General features: G+C 63.7%; 18 protein-coding genes. 9 read left to right on the top strand and 9 right to left on the bottom strand.

Features of this window, described 5'->3' with window-relative positions:
- Positions 1-105 precede the first annotated feature (105 nt).
- Positions 106-849, top strand: coding sequence for a FadR/GntR family transcriptional regulator (locus ACT9T4_RS16290; protein ID WP_179539829.1), 744 nt, complete (start codon positions 106-108; stop codon positions 847-849).
- Between the two features lie 219 nt (positions 850-1068).
- On the opposite strand, the gene ACT9T4_RS16285 is transcribed toward ACT9T4_RS16290, so the two are convergent.
- The 9 genes from ACT9T4_RS16285 to ACT9T4_RS16245 all read right to left on the bottom strand — a co-directional run bounded on the left by ACT9T4_RS16285 (position 1069) and on the right by ACT9T4_RS16245 (position 10824).
- Positions 1069-1803: an oligogalacturonate-specific porin KdgM family protein gene (locus ACT9T4_RS16285; protein ID WP_499117950.1), complete on the bottom strand. Its 735-nt coding sequence runs from the start codon at positions 1801-1803 to the stop codon at positions 1069-1071.
- Between the two features lie 235 nt (positions 1804-2038).
- Positions 2039-2803: an ABC transporter ATP-binding protein gene (locus ACT9T4_RS16280; protein ID WP_042553331.1), complete on the bottom strand. Its 765-nt coding sequence runs from the start codon at positions 2801-2803 to the stop codon at positions 2039-2041.
- A 10-nt stretch (positions 2804-2813) separates the two neighbouring features.
- On the bottom strand, positions 2814-3653 hold the full coding sequence (locus tag ACT9T4_RS16275) for an ABC transporter ATP-binding protein (RefSeq protein WP_499117948.1): 840 nt from the start codon (positions 3651-3653) through the stop codon (positions 2814-2816).
- Positions 3654-3662: 9 nt separating this feature from the next.
- On the bottom strand, positions 3663-4577 hold the full coding sequence (locus ACT9T4_RS16270; protein WP_499117946.1) for an ABC transporter permease: 915 nt from the start codon (positions 4575-4577) through the stop codon (positions 3663-3665).
- 58 nt (positions 4578-4635) lie between these two features.
- Complete coding sequence (locus tag ACT9T4_RS16265; RefSeq protein WP_499117944.1) at positions 4636-6246, bottom strand: ABC transporter substrate-binding protein; 1611 nt, start codon at positions 6244-6246, stop codon at positions 4636-4638.
- 50 nt (positions 6247-6296) lie between these two features.
- Positions 6297-7334, bottom strand: coding sequence for an ABC transporter permease (locus ACT9T4_RS16260; protein WP_042553327.1), 1038 nt, complete (start codon positions 7332-7334; stop codon positions 6297-6299).
- 64 nt (positions 7335-7398) lie between these two features.
- A complete protein-coding gene (locus ACT9T4_RS16255; protein ID WP_218878531.1) occupies positions 7399-9012 on the bottom strand; it encodes an ABC transporter substrate-binding protein in 1614 nt (537 codons plus the stop codon).
- Between the two features lie 69 nt (positions 9013-9081).
- The gene (locus tag ACT9T4_RS16250) at positions 9082-10236 is read right to left on the bottom strand and encodes a mandelate racemase family protein (protein WP_042553325.1); all 1155 of its coding nucleotides are present in this window, start codon (positions 10234-10236) and stop codon (positions 9082-9084) included.
- A gap of 429 nt (positions 10237-10665) precedes the next feature.
- Positions 10666-10824 carry a YqaE/Pmp3 family membrane protein gene (locus ACT9T4_RS16245; RefSeq protein ID WP_042553324.1) on the bottom strand — a complete coding sequence of 53 codons (159 nt, stop codon included), beginning with the start codon at positions 10822-10824 and terminating at the stop codon, positions 10666-10668.
- A gap of 210 nt (positions 10825-11034) precedes the next feature.
- Between ACT9T4_RS16245 and ACT9T4_RS16240 the strand changes: the two genes are divergently transcribed.
- From ACT9T4_RS16240 to ACT9T4_RS16205, 8 genes are all read left to right on the top strand, one after another.
- On the top strand, positions 11035-11592 hold the full coding sequence (locus tag ACT9T4_RS16240) for an NADPH-dependent FMN reductase (RefSeq protein ID WP_499117941.1): 558 nt from the start codon (positions 11035-11037) through the stop codon (positions 11590-11592).
- A 123-nt stretch (positions 11593-11715) separates the two neighbouring features.
- Positions 11716-12246 (top strand): sigma-70 family RNA polymerase sigma factor, encoded by a 531-nt coding sequence (locus ACT9T4_RS16235; RefSeq protein WP_042553321.1) that lies wholly within the window; start codon positions 11716-11718, stop codon positions 12244-12246.
- The gene (locus ACT9T4_RS16230) at positions 12239-13192 is read left to right on the top strand and encodes a FecR family protein (RefSeq protein ID WP_179539828.1); all 954 of its coding nucleotides are present in this window, start codon (positions 12239-12241) and stop codon (positions 13190-13192) included. The genes ACT9T4_RS16235 and ACT9T4_RS16230 overlap by 8 nt, the downstream gene beginning before the upstream one ends.
- Positions 13193-13307: 115 nt before the next feature.
- Complete coding sequence (locus tag ACT9T4_RS16225; protein WP_499117938.1) at positions 13308-15755, top strand: TonB-dependent siderophore receptor; 2448 nt, start codon at positions 13308-13310, stop codon at positions 15753-15755.
- A 2-nt stretch (positions 15756-15757) separates the two neighbouring features.
- Positions 15758-16810, top strand: coding sequence for a FecCD family ABC transporter permease (locus tag ACT9T4_RS16220; protein ID WP_042553319.1), 1053 nt, complete (start codon positions 15758-15760; stop codon positions 16808-16810).
- Positions 16807-17580 carry an ABC transporter ATP-binding protein gene (locus tag ACT9T4_RS16215; RefSeq protein WP_499117936.1) on the top strand — a complete coding sequence of 258 codons (774 nt, stop codon included), beginning with the start codon at positions 16807-16809 and terminating at the stop codon, positions 17578-17580. The genes ACT9T4_RS16220 and ACT9T4_RS16215 overlap by 4 nt, the downstream gene beginning before the upstream one ends.
- Entirely contained in the window at positions 17577-18713 is a 1137-nt protein-coding gene (locus ACT9T4_RS16210; protein WP_499117934.1) for an ABC transporter substrate-binding protein, read from the top strand. Before ACT9T4_RS16215 ends, ACT9T4_RS16210 begins: the two co-directional genes overlap by 4 nt.
- Positions 18710-19099 (top strand): YkvA family protein, encoded by a 390-nt coding sequence (locus tag ACT9T4_RS16205; RefSeq protein ID WP_499117932.1) that lies wholly within the window; start codon positions 18710-18712, stop codon positions 19097-19099. Before ACT9T4_RS16210 ends, ACT9T4_RS16205 begins: the two co-directional genes overlap by 4 nt.
- Positions 19100-19366: the final 267 nt, after the last annotated feature.

The raw sequence follows: 19366 nt of genomic DNA, 5'->3' as shown, positions 1-19366 counted from the left end.
ACCACACCTCCCCCGCTACTGCTACTATCTCCCTCTGTCATTCGATGCGACCAAATCGCCAGTATTGGGGTCGTATGCCGATAACGAAACAACAACGGATCGATGATGCAGGACAACCCGATTTGGACGCTTCCACCGCGCAAGCAGCGTAGCCGCCTGGCTGAAGACCTGGTGGCGAAGATTTCCCAGCACATGCGTGACGGCACGCTCAAGCGTGGCGAGAAGCTGCCGGCCGAGCTGGATATCATGAGGGCCGAGGGAGTGAGCCGGACGGTGGTGCGTGACGCGCTGTCACGCCTGCAGGTGGCGGGCCTGGTGGAGACGCGCCGGGGTGTCGGAACTTTCGTGTGCGACATGCCTGCAGCACCGGAGCTGCAGCTTGGGCCGGCGACCATCAGCACCGCGCAGGATGTGCTGGAACTGCTGGAACTGCGCATGAGCCTGGAGGTGGCTACCGTGGGCCTGGCAGCACAAAGGCGCACACCCGAATCACTGAAGGAGATCCGCGTTGCGCTGGATGCCCTGCAGCAGGGCGCCGTGCAGTTGCCAGCCGGCCTGCCGATCAGTGCGGACTTCCAGTTCCATATCAAGATCGCCAAGGCAGCGCAGAACGCTCACCTGCTCGACATCATGAAGCACCTGGGTGCCAAGCAGATCCCGCGCAACAAGTTCAACTCGGCCTACAAGGCACACGAGGACGGCGAGGCCTACAAGGAAAACCTCAGCCTCGAGCACGAGATGATTTACGAGTCCATCGCCCGTGGCGATGTCGACTGCGCCCGTGCCGCCATGCAATTGCACCTGATCAACAGCCGTGAGCGTCTGCTCAAGGCTCAGCGTCGGGGCTGATACGCCGCGACTGCTGTACAAAACGGCGGCCTGCCTGTGAATCAAGGCGCCGCACCCCACGGCGAATAAACCGGCAACCTCGATAGCAGGGCGCGGCCACCATCGCCTCGCCCGCAAGCGGGCTCCTACACTGGCGAACGAAACGGACGCCTGCGGACTCTTCACCTTGCGATGTCGAGCCCTCGGGCGTCCGTTATTGGCACCTGCGTGCGCTCTTGATTACATGAAGTTGTACTGAACCCCGATGCGCCAGCGCATCTGGCGATCATCCTCGGTGGGGCTCACGCGTACGTCACCGATTTCGATGAAGGGCGCCCAGGACTTGTCCAGCTTGTATTTGACGATCAGGTTCTGCTCGTAGTCGCTCTTCTTGTTGTCGTAACGGATGTAGTCGGTATCGAAGTAGATGTACTGGTACTCGTAGGACAGCTTGCCGGCCGGGGTGTAGCCGATCCAGCCCTCGTAGCGCTGGGTATTGCGGTTGTCGGAGCCGCGATCCGGGACATCTTCATCGATCCGGTCGCGGTTCAGCTTCAGCGCATCGAAGCGGTAGCGGGCGGCGACATAGAACTGGTCACTCAGCTTGCGGGTGTACTTGAGGCCGAACTTGTAGGTCGTGCCGTTCTCGTTGCTGTCCAGCTGGATCGCCGGTTGCCAGGTCGACACCGCGCTGTACTTGTACTGGTAGCTGGTGGTCAGTTCGTGGCCGCTCGACACGGTGTTGTCGAAAGCGACGTCCTTGCGGTCCCCGGCGGTGCGGTACTTCAGCTCGCCTTCGAATCCCCAGCCATTGTCCATGCGGTAGGACAGTTTGACCCGGTCGGCGTGCATGCTGTCGTCGTCGAGAAACTGGTGGCGATAGTTGATCGAGGCACTGTCGGCCAATGCACTGCCCGCAGCGGCAGTGGACAGCAGGCAAACGAGTAGACGCAGTGTGAGAGTTTTCTTGTTCATGATGATCTTCTTGTTGTTTTCTATGGGTTGAGTGTGTGTTGCCCGGTTTTCAGGCAAAGCGCCGCCCTGCAGCGCTTTGTCCGCATGTTCGAATCGCTGTGTGGGCCATCGCGCAGGCGAGTCCGTGCCGCGGGCCTGCAAGCCCGTGTTGGAAAATCGGCAGGGGAACTCGCGCTAATGCGCGGTGCAGAGCGCTCAGGTGCTGGCGGGCCCCCGAGGCCTGCGGGTTATGCTGTCAAGGCGGTGCAACGGCACCGATGTCACGGCTGGCATCGACCAGCAGTTGGGTGTAGGCGTGCTCAGCACGGTTCTGCGCCAGCAAGCCGGTGTCGAGTGTTTCCACGATGCGCCCGTGCTGCATCACGGCAACCCGGTCACAGAGGTGGGCGACCACGCCCAGGTCATGGGTCACCAGCAGGTAGGTCAGGCCTTCCTGCTCGCGCAGGTCGGAGAGCAGGTTGAGGATCTCCGCCTGCACCGACACGTCGAGCGCCGAGGTCGGCTCGTCGAGCAACAGCACCCGCGGCTCTAGGATCAGCGCCCGGGCGATGGCCACCCGCTGCCGCTGGCCACCGGACAACTGGTGGGGGTAGCGATAGCGGAAGCTGTCGTTGAGGCCGACCTTGTTGAGGATCGAGGTGACCCGGTCCCCCCGATCACCGATGCCGTGCACGCTGAGCGGCTCGCTCAGTGCCGAGTCGATGGTGTGGCGCGGGTGCAGCGAGCCGTAGGGGTCCTGGAAGACCATCTGCACCTGGCGAAAGTGCGCCAGATCCAGCTTGTGGCGCAGGCCCCGACCAGCAACGCTCAGGTGCCCTTCCCAATGTCGGTACTGCCCGGCCAGGCAGCGCAGCACCGTGGTCTTGCCCGAGCCGGACTCGCCGACCAGGCCAAACGATTCGCCCTCTTCGACGCGCAGGGCAACGTCGTAGAGCACCTGATTGCGCGCCGCACTGACGCCGAAACTGAGATTGAGTGAATCCACTTCGATCATGGCCATGGGTGCGTACTCAATGGGTCAGCCAGAGGGGATCGCGCTGCAGGTTGGGCAGGCGCGGACGAGGTCGGTCGATGTTCGGCAAAGCGGCCAGCAGGCCCTGGGTGTAGGGATGCTTGGCGTTGTCCAGGTCGGCGGCATCGAGTGCCTCGACCACGCGGCCGGCGTACATCACCAGCACCCGATCGCAGAAACTGCGCACCATGTTGAGATCGTGGCTGATCAGGATCAGGCCCAGATCACGCTGCCCGACCAGTTCATCGAGCACGCTGAGCACCTGGCGGCGAACCGAGACGTCCAGCGCCGAGGTGGGCTCGTCGGCGACGATGATTTCCGGGTCGGTGATCACCATCATGGCGATCATGATGCGCTGCGCCATGCCGCCGGAGACTTCGTGCGGGTAGAGGCCGTAGACCCGTTTGGGATCACGGATGTGCACCTTGTCGAGCATGTCCAGCACCCGCTCGCGGGCGTCGGCGCGGCTGGCGCGGTGATGCGCCAGGTAAGCTTCGGCGATCTGCTCGCCGACACGCACCACGGGGTTCAGCGAGTACTTGGGGTCTTGCATGATCATCGAGATGCGCTTGCCGCGAATCGCCTGAATCTGCTTGTCGCTGGCACCGAGCAGGTCGACCTCGCCGAGCGTCATGGTCTTCGCGGTGATACGCGCGCTGGCCGGATGCAGGCGCAACAGGCTGCGCCCCACGGTGGACTTGCCAGAGCCGGACTCACCGACGATGGCCAGCTTTTCGCGGCCCAGGCTGAAGGACACGTTGCGAACCGCGTCGACCTCCTTGCGGCCGCTGGTGAAGCGTACGCAGAGGTCGTTTACTTCCAGTTTGATAGCGGACATGGGGCCTCCTTATTCGCTGCGCGGATCGAGAACGTCGCGCAGACCGTCCCCCAACAGATTGAACGCCAGGCTGACCAGCATGATGGTCGCCCCCGGCACGGCTACCAGCCACCAGCACTCGAGCATGTAGCGACGCCCGGTGGAAATCATCGCGCCCCACTCCGGCAGCGGTGCCTGGGCACCAAGGCCGAGGAAGCCCAGCGCAGCGGCGGTGAGAATGATGCTGGCCATGTTCATGGTCAGGCGGATGATCACCGACGACATGCACATCGGCATGATGTGGCGAAAGATGATGCGCGACGACGAGGCGCCCTGCAGCTGCACCGCCACCACGAAATCGGCGTTGCGCAGCGACAGGGTTTCCGCCCGGGCCAGACGCGCGATGGGCGGCCAGGAAGTCAGCGCGATGGCGATGACCGCGTGTTCCAGGCCTGGGCCCAGTGCAGCGATGAAGGCCAGCGCCAGCACCAGGCTGGGGAACGAGATGAAGATGTCGGTGATGCGCATGAACAACGCATCCACGAAGCCACCGAAGTAGCCGGAAATGGTGCCGACCAGCAAGCCGATGGGGCCGACGATGATGGTCACCAGACCGATGATGTACAGGGTGATGCGCGAGCCGTAGACCAGCCGGCTGAACACGTCGCGGCCGTACTCGTCGGTGCCGAACCAGTGCGCGGCGCTCGGCGCCTGCAGGGCGTTGCCGAGGTTCTGCACGATCGGGTCGTGGGTGGCGATCCACGGCGCGAAGGCTGCCACCAGGATCAGCAGCAGGACCACGCTGGAACCCATCAGCGTCATGGGGTTGCGCAGCAGATGCTGCAACACGCGCACGCTGCTGTGGCAGAACGCCTGGAACGCCGAGACTGGCGTCTGTTCGCCCGTGCGCTTGATGGATGAAGATGAAGAGATGTTGGCAATCATCGTATGCCTCCGGAACTCGGTTCGGGTCGGTAACGGGCGCGCTGCCGCGCCCGTTCACTCAACGCTGCTTGTACACACCCAGGTAACGCGTCGCCTCGGCGTCGGCACCCTGGAATCCTTTGACGTCAGCCGCGCTGACCACCGGATCGGTCATCTGCGAAATCATCATGATCGGCCCCACCAGCTCGTCGTAACGCTGCTGCACGCGGTGATACATGCTCAGCTTGGCGGCTTCGTCGCGCTCCACGCCGAGCTTGTCGATCAGGCTGTTGAGCTCGTCGTCCTGGAACGCCGCGCGCCAGCCCTGGAAGTTGGCGATACCGGCGTCATCGCGGTTGTCCGGGTTGTAGACGAAGGTGCGCAGGCTGAAGTAAGGGTGCGGATAGCGCTCGGCGCCGCGGGCCACGATGATCTCGAAGTTGCGCGCACGCATGGCGCCATACACCTGATTGCCGGTACCGGTGACGATGCTCGCCTGGATGCCGGCCTGGGCCAGGGTCGACTGCAGGTTCGAGGCGATGTTGACGAAGGGCGGCTCGGCCAGGGTGCGGATGGTGGTCTTGAACCCCTGCGGGTGGCCGGCCTCGGCGAGCAGCGCCTTGGCGGCGTCGACGTCCAGCGTGTAGCCAGGATCTGGCAGGCGCGCCGTCAGCCCCAGTTGCATGGGCTGCTGGTTGAGCTTGCCGTAATAAGGCATGACCACCTTGTCCAGGCCCTGATAGTCGATCAGCGAACGCACGGCCTTGCGCACACGGATGTCGTCGAACGGCGCCTGCTTCATGCTCATGGCGACGTAGTACATGGTGCCGCGCTGCAGCGTCTGGATCTGCATGTTGCCCTTGGCGGCCAGCGCCTGGACGTCGGATGCGGCCATGCCGTAGCCCATGTCCAGGTCACCGCGTTCGAGCATCAGGCGCAGCGACTGCGATTCGGTGATATGACGGATCAGCACGCGCTTGAGCTTGCTCGCGCCGCCCCAGTAATCGGCGAACGCGGTCATCACCAGGGTGTCGTTGGCACGCCAGGAGCTGAGGGTGAACGGGCCGCTGCCCGCTTCGTTGGTGACCAGCCAGGCAGCGCCCAGATCGCCGTCCTTTTCATGTTCGAGCACGGTCTTGCGATCCAGCACCACGGCGCTTGGCGAAGTGGCCAGGGTGTCGATCACCAGCAGCGGGTCGGTCGGCTGCGGCAGTTCGATGACCAGCGTCGAATCGTTCTCGGCGCGGATCAGTTGCTCAATGTTGTCCAGGGTGTAGCCGTAGGCCTTCCAGGTGGTGGCCAGGCCGAAGTTGAGTTTCAGCACGCGGTACAGCGACCAGGCGACGTCCTCGGCGGTCAGCGCATTGCCGGAATGGAAGCGCACGTCATCGCGCAGGTGGAAGGTCAGCCGGCGACCGTCTTCGCTGACGTCCCAGCGCTCGGCCAATTGCGGGATGTGCGCGTCGGGGCTGCCGTCCTTGCGCAACACCAGGGTGTCGTACAGGTTGGCGTTGATGCCCGAGGCATCGAGCCCCGGCGCATTGGCCGGGTCGATGGAAAACAGGTTGGCCATGCTCATGCCGACGATCAGTTGATCGTCCGGGGTCTTGGCCTGGGCGGTCAGCAGCGGAGCGCTACACAGCAGCGCACCGAGCACGCCGCAGAGCAGCGTGGAGCGAAACGATTTCATGCGGATGTCCCTATTGTAATTATTGAAGGGCTGCAATCGAGTGGGTCGGGTCAGCGGGTGCGCGGGTCGAACACCTTGTACAGCGCATCGCTGAGCAGATTGAGACCGACGAAGATGAAGCCGATCACCAACACGCAGCCCATCACCGCGTTCATGTCACCGAGCAGCAGGCTGCTGGTCAGGTACTGGCCAAAGCCGGGCCAGGCGAACACCGTCTCGATCAGCACCGCTCCTTCGAGCAACGAGCCATAGGCCAGCGCCACCACGGTGAGCAGTTGCACGAGGATGTTGCGGAAGGCATGGCCCCAGATCACCTTGCGCCGCGACAGGCCCTTGACCCGAGCGGTGAGGATGTACTCCTGGGAAAGCTGCTCGAGCATGAAGCTGCGGGTCATCCGGCTGATGTAGGCCACCGAGTTGAGGCCCAGGATCAGCGCCGGCAGGAGGATGTGCTTGAGGGCACTGGAAAAGGCATCCCAGTCGCCAGCGATGGCACTGTCGATCAGCAGCATGCCGGTCACCGAGGGCACCATGCCGTCGTAGGCCAGATCGATACGCCCGGCACCACCCGCCCAGCCGAGCCAGGCATAGAACACCAGCAGGCCCATCATGCCGAGCCAGAAGATCGGCGTGGAATAACCGAACAGGGTCACCACACGCGCCAGGTGATCACCGATACGGCCCTGGTTGGCCGCCGCGAATACGCCCAGCGGCAGGCCGAGCACCACACCGAAGATGATCGCCAGCGTGGCCAGCTCGATGGTCGCCGGGAACACCCGGGCGATGTCCTCGATCACCGGGTGGCCGGTGAGCAGCGCATTGCCGAAATTGCCCTGGGCAAGATCGCGCAGGTAGTAGCCGAACTGCACCAGCAGCGGCCGGTCCAGGCCCATGGCCTGATAGACCTGGTCGTAGGTGGAACTGTCGGCATCCGGGCCGACCACCGCCAGCACCGGATCGAGTGGCATCACTCGGCCGATGAAGAAAGTCATCGCCAACAAGCCCAGCAGGGTCATCAGCACCGCGCCGAAACGGCGTGAAGTGCCGCCCATCCGCGTGCCGAAGAAAGACGCAGTCGAAGCAAACATAACAGGCTCCCGATTGATCGCGCTCGTTCGTCTAAGCAGGGGCGGCGCTACGCCGCCCGGGGGCTCAACGATCCTTGTGCACATCCTTGTAGCGCGTGGTCGCCGCGCTGTGACCGATATAGCCGACCACGTCGTGGTAGATCACCACCGTGTCGGTCATCTGCGAAATCGGCATGATGGCGCCGACCTGCTCGTCGTAGAGGTTTTGAAACTGGTGATACAGATCCATCTGGGTCTGCTTGTCCGGCTCTACCTCGGCCTTTTCGATCAGCGCATTGAGCTCGGGGCTGTAGAACGAGGTACGCCAGCCCTGGAAGTTGCTCAGCTTGGCTTCGTCACGGTTGTCCGGGTTGTAGACCAGGGTGCGCAGGCTGGAATGCGGGTGACGCTCAGCGCCGCCACCGCCACGACCGACGATGATGTCGAAGGTGCGTTCACGCATGGAGCCGTACACCTGAGTGCCGGTGCCGGTGACGATGCGCGCCTTGATGCCGGCCTGAGCCAGGGTCGATTGCACGCTGGAGGCGATGTTGATGAACGGTGGCTCCGCAAGTACACGGATAGTTGTCTGGAAACCGTCCGGGTAGCCGGCTTCGGCCAGCAGCTTCTTGGCCTCCTCGACGTTCAGGCGATAGCCGGGATCATCCAGACGCGCGGGCAGGCCGAGCGGCATCGGGCGCTGGTTGAGGGTGCCGTAATGCGGCATCACCACCTCATTGATGCCCTGATAATCGATCAACGAACGGACCGCCTTGCGCACGCGGGCGTCAGCGAACATCGGCTGCTTGGTGCTCAGCGCCACGTAGTAGAGCGTGCCGCGCTGCACGGTCTGGGTCTTGACCTTGTCCGAACTGCTCAGGGCCGTGATGTCCGGTGCCGACATGCCACGGGCGATATCCAGGTCGCCCCGCTCGACCATCAGGCGCAGCGACTGCGACTCGGTCATGTTGCGCATCACCACGCGCTTGAGCTTGGCCGGGCCGCCCCAATAGTCCTCGAAACGGGTCATCAGAATCACGTCATTGGCGCGCCATGCGTTGAGCACGAATGGTCCGCTGCCCGCCGCATTGGTGGTCAGCCAGGCACCGCCCATATCGCCATTCTTGTCGTGCTTGAGCACCTCTTTCTTGTCGAGGATGAATGCACTGGGCGAGGTGGCCAGGGTATTGAGCACCAGCATCGGATCGGTCGGGCGAGCCAGCTCGACCACCACGGTGTGGTCGTCAGGGGCGCGGATCTGCTGCTCGACGTTATCGGCGGTGAAGCCGTAAGCCTTCCAGGTCGAGGCCAACGCCAGGTTGAGCTTGAGCACGCGCTGCAACGACCAGATCACATCCTGGGCGGTCAGCTCGTTGCCGGAGTGGAACTTGACGCCGCTGCGCAGGTGGAAGGTCAGCGTCTTGTGGTCATCGCTGACTTCCCAGCGTTCGGCCAGGGCCGGTACCAGGTTGTCCGGCGCGGCAGCGTCCTGCACCAGCAGCATGTCGTACAGGTTGGCGTTCACCTCGGACACGTCCAGGCCAGTAGCGGCAGCCGGATCGAGGGACAGCAGGTTGATCATGCTCATGCCGACGATGAGCTGATCGGCAGGGGTCTTGGCCTGCACCGTGGTCACGGAGCCCAGGGCCAGGGTAGCGGCCAGCAGGCCCGCGACCAGATGCGGAATTGGTTTGATCATGAGATAGCCTTCTTATAGTTATTCGACTCTCAGAAACAGCGCAGCCGCGTGCGGCTGCGCACCGGTGCATCAGTACCGGTTGACGGTGTTCGTCTCGATGTAGGCGAAGTTGATGTCTTCGCCCAGACCCGGACGATCCGGCAGGTGCACGTAGCCATCGCTGTCCATCGGGTCGACGATGCTGTTCAGATAGGCAGGCACGTCGTCGTAGTTGAGGAACGGGTGCAGCAGGCCGCGCTCGTACCAGTCACAGTTCTTGATCGCACCGACCACCGCCAGGTTGGCGGCGCCGTTGCCGTGAATCTCGCAGTGCATGCCATAGGATTCGGCCAGGTGCGCGACCTTCAGGCACGGCGCGATACCGCCGACCCCGGCCACGCCGGCGCGCAGGATGTCACAGGCGCCCTGCCCGACCCAACTGGCACGGCTCATGTACTTGCCCCCAAGGGATTCCGGCCCCAGCACCGGGATGTCCAGGTTGGCCGCCAGCCAGGCATAGGACTCGGCGGACTCCTCCATCATCGGCTCTTCGAACCAGGCGAAGTCGAGCTTTTCCAGTTCGCGGCCGATGTACAGCGCGTCGGTGCGGCTATACCAGTGATAACCGTCGAGCATCAGGGCGATATCCGGGCCGACCGCCTCACGCACAGCGGCGCAGGCACGCACGTCCATCTTCGGATCCGGCGCGAAGGAGATCGGTGGCATCCAGGTGTGCAGCTTGATCGCCTTGTAGCCACGGGCGACCAGTTGCTCGGCGAAGCGGCCGTACTCCTCGGGAGTCGACAGGCCGCCCGGCAGGTCATCGCCGCACATGGTCGACCCATAGGCCAACACCTTGTCGCGATAGCCACCAATCAGCTTGTGCACCGGCTGCTTGAATTTGCGCCCCGCCCAATCCCACAGCGCCTGCTCGACGAGCGCCAGTGCGCGGTCGGTCAACTGACTGGCACTGCCGCGCTGCCAGTGAGCGAGGTCCTGCCAGATCTTCTCGCGATCCATGACGTTCTGCCCAATCAGCACCTTGCGTACGAAGCTGTCGATGATGTGCGGACGAATCAGCTCGGGCGCGCCAAAGGCATAGCCTTCCACGCCGTCTTCGGTGGCGATGCGCAACAGCGCCATCTTGGCCAGGGATTCGTCGCCCGGATGGGCATGACCGGCAGCATCGACGCTGCGACGAGTGGGGTAGGTGAAAACCTCGACATTGACCTGAGTGATCTTCATTGAACGCGCCTTGGATCTTGTGATTATTTGATTGGCCCGATGTATGTTGTCATACAGCGAATAACCCGATAATTGCGCCAATCCCAAACGCTGTCAAGAACCTGTAAAGAAGAAAATCATCCCCAGCAAAGATGTGAAATGGCCATCACTCACTCCGGTCAACGCCAAATTAAATCAATTAAAAACCTGTAAATTCATATAGTTATTTAAAAATAACCACAAATTCAAAGCGGGCAATGAAAAATACGAGCCCTCTCTTGAATGCCAGAAACTTTCACAACCGCGGGGCCGCGCGTCAAAAAGATGAGCGGGGTCCAGTCCGCCGAAAAAGGACAACTCAGGCAGGTTGTCGTACAGCTCAATTTCACATGGTGGGAACCGCAGGCACAAAAAAACCGCGCATTGCGCGGTTTCTGAGCCAGCCTGGAATCAGCGTTTGGCGATGATATACACGGCGTGAATGATGCCCGGGAAATAGCCGCACAGGGTCAGCAGGATATTCAGCCAGAAAGCGCCGCCGAAGCCGACCTGCAGGAAAACGCCCAGAGGCGGAAGAAGAATGGCGATCAGAATACGGATCAGGTCCATGGTGTACGTCCTATTGAAGTGGGCCCGGCTGGGCTATACCCCACAATCGACTGGCGCCACCGGCATCCGGTTCAAGGAAAATCACATCGCCATCAACCTCATGCAACGCGGTGCAGTGCCTATCCGCGCAAGCGCCACGTGCGATCGGGAGACAGCTATAGTGTTCTGGCTTGCCAACACCCCCTTCCACTCCTGATCAAGGGAACCCCCATGAGCAAGACCTACGTCGCCGTACTGGTCGGTAGCCTGCGCAAAGCATCGATCAACCGCAAACTCGCCTTGGCACTGGCCGACCTGGCACCGCATAACCTGAGTCTGAAAATCGTCGAAATTGGTGATCTGCCCTTGTATAACGAAGACATCGACGTCGATCCGGCACCCGCTGCTTACAGCCACTTCCGCGCCCAGGTGAAGGCGGCGGATGCCGTGCTGTTCATCACCCCGGAGTACAATCGCTCGATCCCCGCCCCTCTCAAGAATGCCGTCGACGTAGGTTCGCGTCCCTACGGCCAGAGCGCGTTCAGCGGCAAACCGGCTGGCGTGGTCAGCGCCTCCCCTGGTGCTTTGGGCGGTTTCGGTGCCAACCATCAACTGCGCCAGGCGCTGGTGTTTCTCGACATGCCCCTGCTGCAACAGCCGGAAGCCTACCTGGGCGGCGCCGGCAACTTCTTCGATGAAAGCGGCAAGCTGAGCGACGGTATCCGGCCGTTCCTGCAGAAATTCATCGACACCTATGCCGCCTGGGTCGAGACGACCGCCAAGGGTTGAGCCCTGCCGACAGGGAGCCCAACTGCCGGGCTCCTTCCAATTGAAAAAGCCTCTCAATCAGGTCTAGAGTACCGCCTTTGCCGGCCCAGACGATTTGCGTCTGCAGTACGACGAGGCGCAACCATGAACGATTCGGCCGAGAAGCTGGATATCTTCCTGTCCTGCCGCAGGGCATTGGTCAACTATGCGGCGCAGATCACCCAGGACCGGGATCGTGCCGAGGATGTCGTTCAGGAAGCCTATCTGCGCCTGCATCCCCTGCAGCGCCCCGAGCTGCAAGCCATCGAACAGCCCGTCGCTTACCTCTATCGCATCGTGCGCAACCTTGCCCTCGACATGCGCCTGAGCGAGGCCCGCGAGCAGCGCCGCCACGCCATGCCGCCGGACTGGCTGCTGCCGACCCTGGTCGCCAGCCCCGAAGAGGCCTGCCTGCACAGCGATGAGCTGGAGCACCTGTCCAGTGCCCTGGCGGACCTGCCGGAGCAAAGCCGCCGCGCGCTCGAGATGCATCGCCTGGGCGGCAAGACCCTGGCGCAGATCGCCGAACAGCTGGGCGTGTCCCTGGCCACGGCTCATCGCCTGGTACGCGATGCGCTGGTACGCCTGGCCCGCGCCCTGCCCGGTGATGACACGCGGGACCAGCAGCGTGACTGACTCTGCGGGCAACACGGACGACCTGCTCGAACAGGCCGCCGACTGGCACCTGCGCCTCAGCGAAACGCCGAGCGCACGCAAGGATTTCGAACGCTGGCTGGCGCAGGGCCCGGAGCATCTGCATGCCTGGCAACAGATCGAGCGAGTGTGGGGAGGCATCGCGCAACTGCGCGAACCCCCGACACAAACCGCTCGCCCGGCCAGCCCCCCGCCGCGACGCAAACGTCGCTGGCTGCCCGCGGCACTGGCGGCCGGCATCGCTGCGCTGGCGATCCTCACTTATCCCCAGGCCGCACTGCACTGGCAGGCCGACTACATCACCGCAGCGGGGGAAACCCGCACGGTGACCCTGGCCGACGGCTCGCTGGTCACCCTCGGCCCGCGCAGTGCCTTGCGCAGCGAATATCGCAGCGAGCGCCGTGATCTGCAGCTACTGGCCGGCCAGGCGTTCTTCGATGTACAGCGCGATGTCGAGCGGCCCTTCGTGGTCCAGGCCGGCAGCAGCGCAGTGCGGGTACTCGGCACCGCGTTCGAAGTCGACCTGAGCGAACGTTATCTGGACGTCGCCGTAGAGCGCGGCCTGGTGCGCGTAAGCAGCCAGGTCGATGGCGCCAGCAGCGAAGATGACCTCCACCCTGGTGAAGGCCTGCGCCAGGACAGATTCAGCGGAACCCTGCAGCATCTGCGGGTCGACAGTGAGCGCGTGGCCATCTGGCGGCGTGGCCAGTTGTTCGTGGAAAACGCCAGCGTCAGCGAAATTCTCGAGCAGATGCGCCGCTACACACCGGGCTGGATCGTGCTCGCCGACCCGGCTCTGGCGCAGCGCCGCCTCACTGGCATCTACGACATGCGCGACCCGGATCGCGCCCTCGGCGCCCTGGCTCAATCGCTGGCGGTACCCAGCCGGCGCATGACGCCCTGGATCCGCGTGCTGGGAACGCCTTGATCGCACCGCGCGGCGGACCATCAGAAAAAAATCCCTCGGCGATGAAAAAAATCGCCGAGGGTGTCGTCTTTACAATCGTAAATTTGAGAATCCCTCTCAAACGTTAACGATATGTATGAAGGACGACAGCATGCTGGTGCCGCGTTTGCGCTTTTCTCCTCGACTCGTCTTGCGTTTCGGCATCGGCTGCTTCGCCGCCCCCTGCCTGCTGCTCGGCTCGCCTCTGGGCATGGCACAGAGCGCCTTGCAGGCGCCAGGCAGCGGCGAAGACCAGCAACGCCATGCCTTCTCCATCAGCAGCCAACCGCTGGCCTCGGCGCTCGCCACCTTCGGCAGCCAACGGGGCATCCAGGTCAGTTTCGACGCGCGCCTTGCCGATGGCCTGAGCGCACCGGCGGTACAGGGCAACTACAGTGAGCGACAGGCGCTCACCCTGTTGCTGCAAGGCTCCGGCCTGGGCTGGACGCTCACCCCGGAGCGCACCCTGCTACTGTTCCCGCAGGACAGCAGCGGCTCACTGTCCCTGGCGCCGTCGACCATCAGTGCCAGCGGCGAGCACGAGTATGCCGATGGCCCGGTCAGCGGTTACCGCGCCACCCGCAGTGCCACGGGCAGCAAGACCGACAGCGCCCTGCGTGACATTCCACAGTCCATTCAGGTGGTGCCTCGTCAGGTTCTCGAGGACCAGCAGCTCAACCAGTTGGCCGACGCTCTGGTCAACGTCAGCAGCGTGCAACGCGGCAACTCCCACGGAGGTTCCACCGAGAGCTTCGTGGTGCGTGGTTTCCACTCTCGCACCTACGCGGTCGACGGCATGCTGATGAACCCGCTGGTGTCGCGCCCTGAGGTGATCAGCGATCTGGTCAACGTCGAGCGCGTGGAAGTGCTCAAGGGCCCGGCCTCGGTGCTTTACGGCCAGGGCGACCCCGGCGGGCTGATCAACCTGGTGACCCGCAAACCGACGTTCACGCCGGAGACCCGGATCAAGGCCCAGGCTGGCAGCGAAGACTTCTATCGCCTGGAGGTCAACGCCAGCGGCCCGCTGGACGAAGCGAAAACCCTCGCCGGGCGCATCGCCATCGCCGGGCAGACCGAAAGCAGCTTCCGCGATACCTTTCGCGACAACCGCCATACCTACATATCCCCCACGTTGCGCTGGGAGCTAACCGAATACACCCGGGTCGATGGCGGTCTGGAATACACCAACCAAACCAGCCAGTTCGACCGCGGCGTGATTCCGCAAAACGGCCGCATCAGCATGAAGCCGGAGCGCTTCCTGCACGAGCCCTGGTCCCACGACGACGCCAAGAAGGTCGCCGCCTGGTGGCGTGTCGAGCATGACGTCAATGACTGGCTGACCCTGCGCCAGGCGACCCGCTGGGACGAGTCGGATAAACAGCGCTACGTCGTCGACCTGCGCGACATGCGCGCCGACGGCCGTACCCTGCGCCGCCGTGCCACCGACGGCAAGGAAGCCGTACGCACTCTGGACATGCAGTTCGAGGCCATCGCTCGTTTCGCCACGGGCGGCCTGCAGCATACGGCCCTGGTCGGCTTCGAATACCTCGAAGGTGATCGCCATGCCGGCAGCGACCGCGCCCCGCTGGCCGATATCGATATCTACGAGCCGATCTACGGCGCGGTACCCGGCGCGTTCACCTATGGCGGCGGCTCGGAGTACGAGCTGGAAACCCAAAGCCTGTATCTGCAGGATCAGATCGACCTGAGCAGCCAGTGGAAACTGCTGGTCGGGGCACGCTACGACAGCACACGGCAGAAAAACCTGACCATCGAAGACGACTACAGCGAGGTTCCTACCAACCTCGATCCGGAAAAGGTCTCCCCGCGCGTCGGGCTGGTCTACCAGCCCAACGATCAATTGTCGCTCTATGCCAGCTACAGCACCTCGTTCGTCCCCCAGGGCGATATCGATCGCTCAGGGCGGCCGCTGGATCCAGAGGAAGGCAAGCAGTTCGAAGTGGGCGCCAAGGTCGAGCTGATTCCACAACGATTGAGCGCCACACTGGCAGTGTTCCAGCTAACCCGCGAAAACGTCGCCAGTACCGATCCGGAAAATGAAGATCGCTCCATCCAGACCGGCGAACAGCGCGTGCGCGGCGTAGAACTGGATATCGTCGGCGAACCGCTGGACGGCTGGCACATCATTGCCAACGCCAGTGTGCTCAACGCCGAGCTGACCAAGCACACCCCCACCGCTGACTCACTGGTGCGAGAAGGCAACAAGCTGCAGGGCGTACCGACCCTGAGCGGCTCGCTGTGGAGCAGCTACCAGTTGCAATCGGGCAACCTGAAGGGGTTGGGCTTCGGTGCGGGAGTAATCGCCGTTGGCGCCCGCGAGGGCAATCTGGAGAACAGCTACGACGTCTCCGGCTACACGCGCTTCGACGCCAGCCTGTTCTACGACCTCAGCGAAGAGGTTCGCGTCTCGCTCAATGGACGCAACCTCACCGACCGCGAGTATCTGGAAACCGTCGCCTCCACCGATGGCAACTACTACGGCGAGCCGGCCTCGCTGCTGGCCACCATCAGCGCGAAATTCTAGCCATGCACGACACCTTCACGGCCCGGGAGCTGGCCGCGGCGTACGGGCGGGTGCTGCACAAGCGTCTGCTGATCTGCGCGGCACTGCTGGTGGCGGTGTTCATCAGCCTGGTGCTGGATATCGCCATCGGCTCCACGCTGTTTTCGCCAGGTGAAGTGCTGGGTGCGCTGTTCACACCCCAGATGGTGGATATCGACACGCAGGTGATCGTCCGCGAACTGCGGCTGCCCTTCGCGTTGATGGCGGTGCTGGTCGGCGTGGCCCTCTCGCTGGCCGGTGCGGAAATGCAGACCGTGTTGGGTAATCCCCTGGCCGATCCCTTCACCCTCGGTCTGTCCTCCGCCGCCTCGCTCGGAGCGGCGCTGGCCATCGTCCTCAACCTGGGCATTCCCGGTGTACCGGATAGCGCCCTGGTGACCCTGAACGCCTTCTTCTTCGCCTTCGCCTCGGTGCTCCTGCTACAGGGCGTCGCGCGCCTGGCTGGCGGCGTGCAGACCCTGCTGCTGTTCGGTATCGCCCTGGTGTTCTGCTACAACGCGCTGGTCGCTCTGCTGCAATACATCGCCTCACCCGACGCCCTGCAACAACTGGTGTTCTGGAGCCTCGGCAGCCTGACCCGCTCCAGTTGGCCTGCCGTGCAGACCCTGGCGCTGGTGGTGGTGCTGACCATTCCCTTCAGCCTGCGCGCGGCCTGGCCACTGACCGCCCTGCGCCTCGGCGAGGAGCGTGCGCTGACCCTGGGTATCGATGTCGGCCGCCTGCGTTTCGGCTCGCTGCTGCGCATCAGCCTGCTGGCCGCCACGGCGGTGGCCTTCGTCGGCACCATCGGTTTCATCGGCTTGGTCGGCCCGCATATCGCACGCCTGCTGATCGGCGAGGATCACCGCTTCTTCCTGCCGGTCAGCGCGCTGGTCGGTGCACTGGTGATGTCCCTCGCCTCGATCGCCAGCAAGCTGGTGATTCCTGGCGTGATCCTGCCGGTGGGTATCGTCACCGCACTGATCGGCGTGCCGCTGTTCATGACGCTGCTGCTGCGCCAGGGGCGGCGCCCATGACTGCGCCGGCCCTGACGATTGCCGGGCTGCAGGTGCACTGCCGTGGCACGCAGATTCTCCATGGCATCGATCTGCCCGCCATCGAGCCGGGGACACTGGTGGAGCTGGTCGGCCCCAATGGCGCAGGCAAGTCCACGCTGCTACGCAGCCTGGCAGGGCTGTTGCCCACGACCGGCAGCCTGCGCCTGGGCGACTTCGACCTGCTGCGCTGCTCGCGCCGCGAGCGCGCGCAGCAGATGGGTTTCATGCCCCAGCAATTGCCCGATGGTATCGCCATGAGCGTACTGGAAACCCTGCTCGGCGCTCTGCATGCCGGCCAGACTGGCCAAACGCCGGGCGCCATACAGCGAGCCCATGGCGTGCTGGAGCAGCTTGGCATCGTGCACCTGGCCATGCGCCCGCTCGAGCAGTTGTCCGGAGGCCAGCGGCAATTGGTGAGCCTGGCCCAGGCGATGATTCGCGAGCCATCGCTGCTGCTGCTCGACGAACCCACCAGCGCCCTCGACCTGCACCACCAGAACCGGGTGATGGGAACGGTGCGCAGTCTCGCCGACCAGGGCCGCATCGTCGTCGTGGTGCTGCATGACCTGGCCCTCGCCGCGCGCTGGGCGGATCGCCTGGTGGTGCTCGCCAACGGCCGCATGCAGGCCACCGGCAGCCCACAGGAGACGCTCACCCCATCGCTGCTGGCGAACGTCTACAAGGTCGATGCTCGGGTCGAAACCTGCAGCCGTGGGCACCTGCAAATTGCCGTGGATGCTTCGCTGTGACGCTTCGTGCTGCGCTGGCGGTGATCCTGCTGCTGACGGGTGCTGCCGTCCAGGCCGATGACTATCCACGCACCGTGATCGACCTCGCCGGCCGAGAGGTGCGCATCGAGGCACCGCCGCAGCGGATCCTGCTGCAGGACAGCAATGACCTGCTGGCCCTGGCCATTCTCGAACGTGAAGCGCCACTGGCCCGTGTGGTGGCCTTCAACAACAACCTGCGCGGCTCGGATCCCAGCCTCTGGCAACTGCTGATGGAACGCTGGCCAGCTGCCGCCCAGATACCGACACTGGGCTTTTCCTCCGCCGGGGATGTGGATATCGAGCGCGTCATTCGCCTTCACCCGGACTTGCTGGTGGTGCGTCTGGAGGCCCGGCCGGCCGTGGAAAACAGCGTGCTTGGCAGCCTGCTCGAACGCCTGGGCATCCCGTTGATCTACGTCGACAGCCAGGATGACCCGCTACGCAACGTACCGCGCAGCCTGTTGCTGCTCGGTGACGTACTGAATCGCCAGGCTCGCGCGCGGGCCTACGTCGACGCCTATCAGGCAAAACTCCACGACTTGCAGCGACGCAGCCGTGACCTCCCCAAACCCCGGGTGTTCATCGAAGCCCGAGCGGGCCAGGCCGGCAGCGGTAGCTGTTGCCATACCCAGGGCGACAAGGGCTGGGGGGCGATGGTCAAGGCGCTCGGCGCGACCAATCTGGGCTCGCGGCTGCTGCTTGGCGACTCCGGAGACGTCGCCCTGGAGATGCTTATCCGCAGCAAACCGGATCATTACGTGATGACCGGCACTCAGCGCCTGCGTGAAGGCGTGGGTGCTTTGCCATTCGGCTATCGTGCCGACCCAGGCGCCGTGCAGGATCATCTTCACCGCCTGCTGCAACGGCCGGGCTTCGAGCGCGTCCGCAAGGCGCCGAACCACTGCGTCCATGGCCTTTACCATCAGTTCTACAACAGCGTGTTCAACGTCATCGGCGTCGAATACCTGGCCAGCATGCTCTGGCCGCAAGCCTTCGCCGACCTCGATGCGCAGGCCAGCTATCGCGCCTGGATCGCTCGCTTCACCGAACTACCCGACGCGCCACTGGTATTCTCCGCCCGCCACTGCGGCATCGATGAGGCAACCCCATGAAAACCCTGCTAAGCACCCTGCGCACATGGGCCAAGGCGCTCAAACGTCAGATCATCCTGCTCTGGCTCTGCTGCCGTCAGCCCGACATGCCCTGGCCAGCCAAGCTGGTGGGCATCGCCGTGGTGTTGTATGCCGTCAGCCCGGTGGACCTGATCCCGGATTTCATTCCGCTGCTCGGCCTGCTCGACGACTTGCTGCTGTTGCCGCTGGGCATCGCTCTGGCCGTGCGCCTGACGCCTGCCGAGTTGATCCAGCGTTGTCGCCCGCAAGCCGAACGCCTGGCCGACACGCGCATCGGCGGGCGTGGTCGCTGGGTGGCGGCGGCAATCATCGTGGCGCTCTGGGTGCTGCTCGCAGCACTGGTCTGGCGCGGGCTTCGAGGATGACAACGATCAGATGAAGAGCAGGGCCGACGCCTCGGCAGGCGGGCTGGCAGTTGGACGATAGGCAATGCATTGGCAGCGGCCATGAAACACGTCATCGGGTGAGACTGACTTTATTCGCCCCAAAAAGAAAACCCCGCCGAGGCGGGGTTTTTCAGTCTGTATCCTGACATCCTTGATCAGCGCGCCATCCTGGCAGCGTCCCACGTATCCCTGTCTGTTTCAGTGCGCTTCCTGCGCTAAGTCCTTGAAGTGAAGATTACGCTTCGC

The organism is Pseudomonas sp. SZ40, from assembly GCF_052958135.1.
This window is presented reverse-complemented; position numbering and strand designations above follow the sequence as displayed.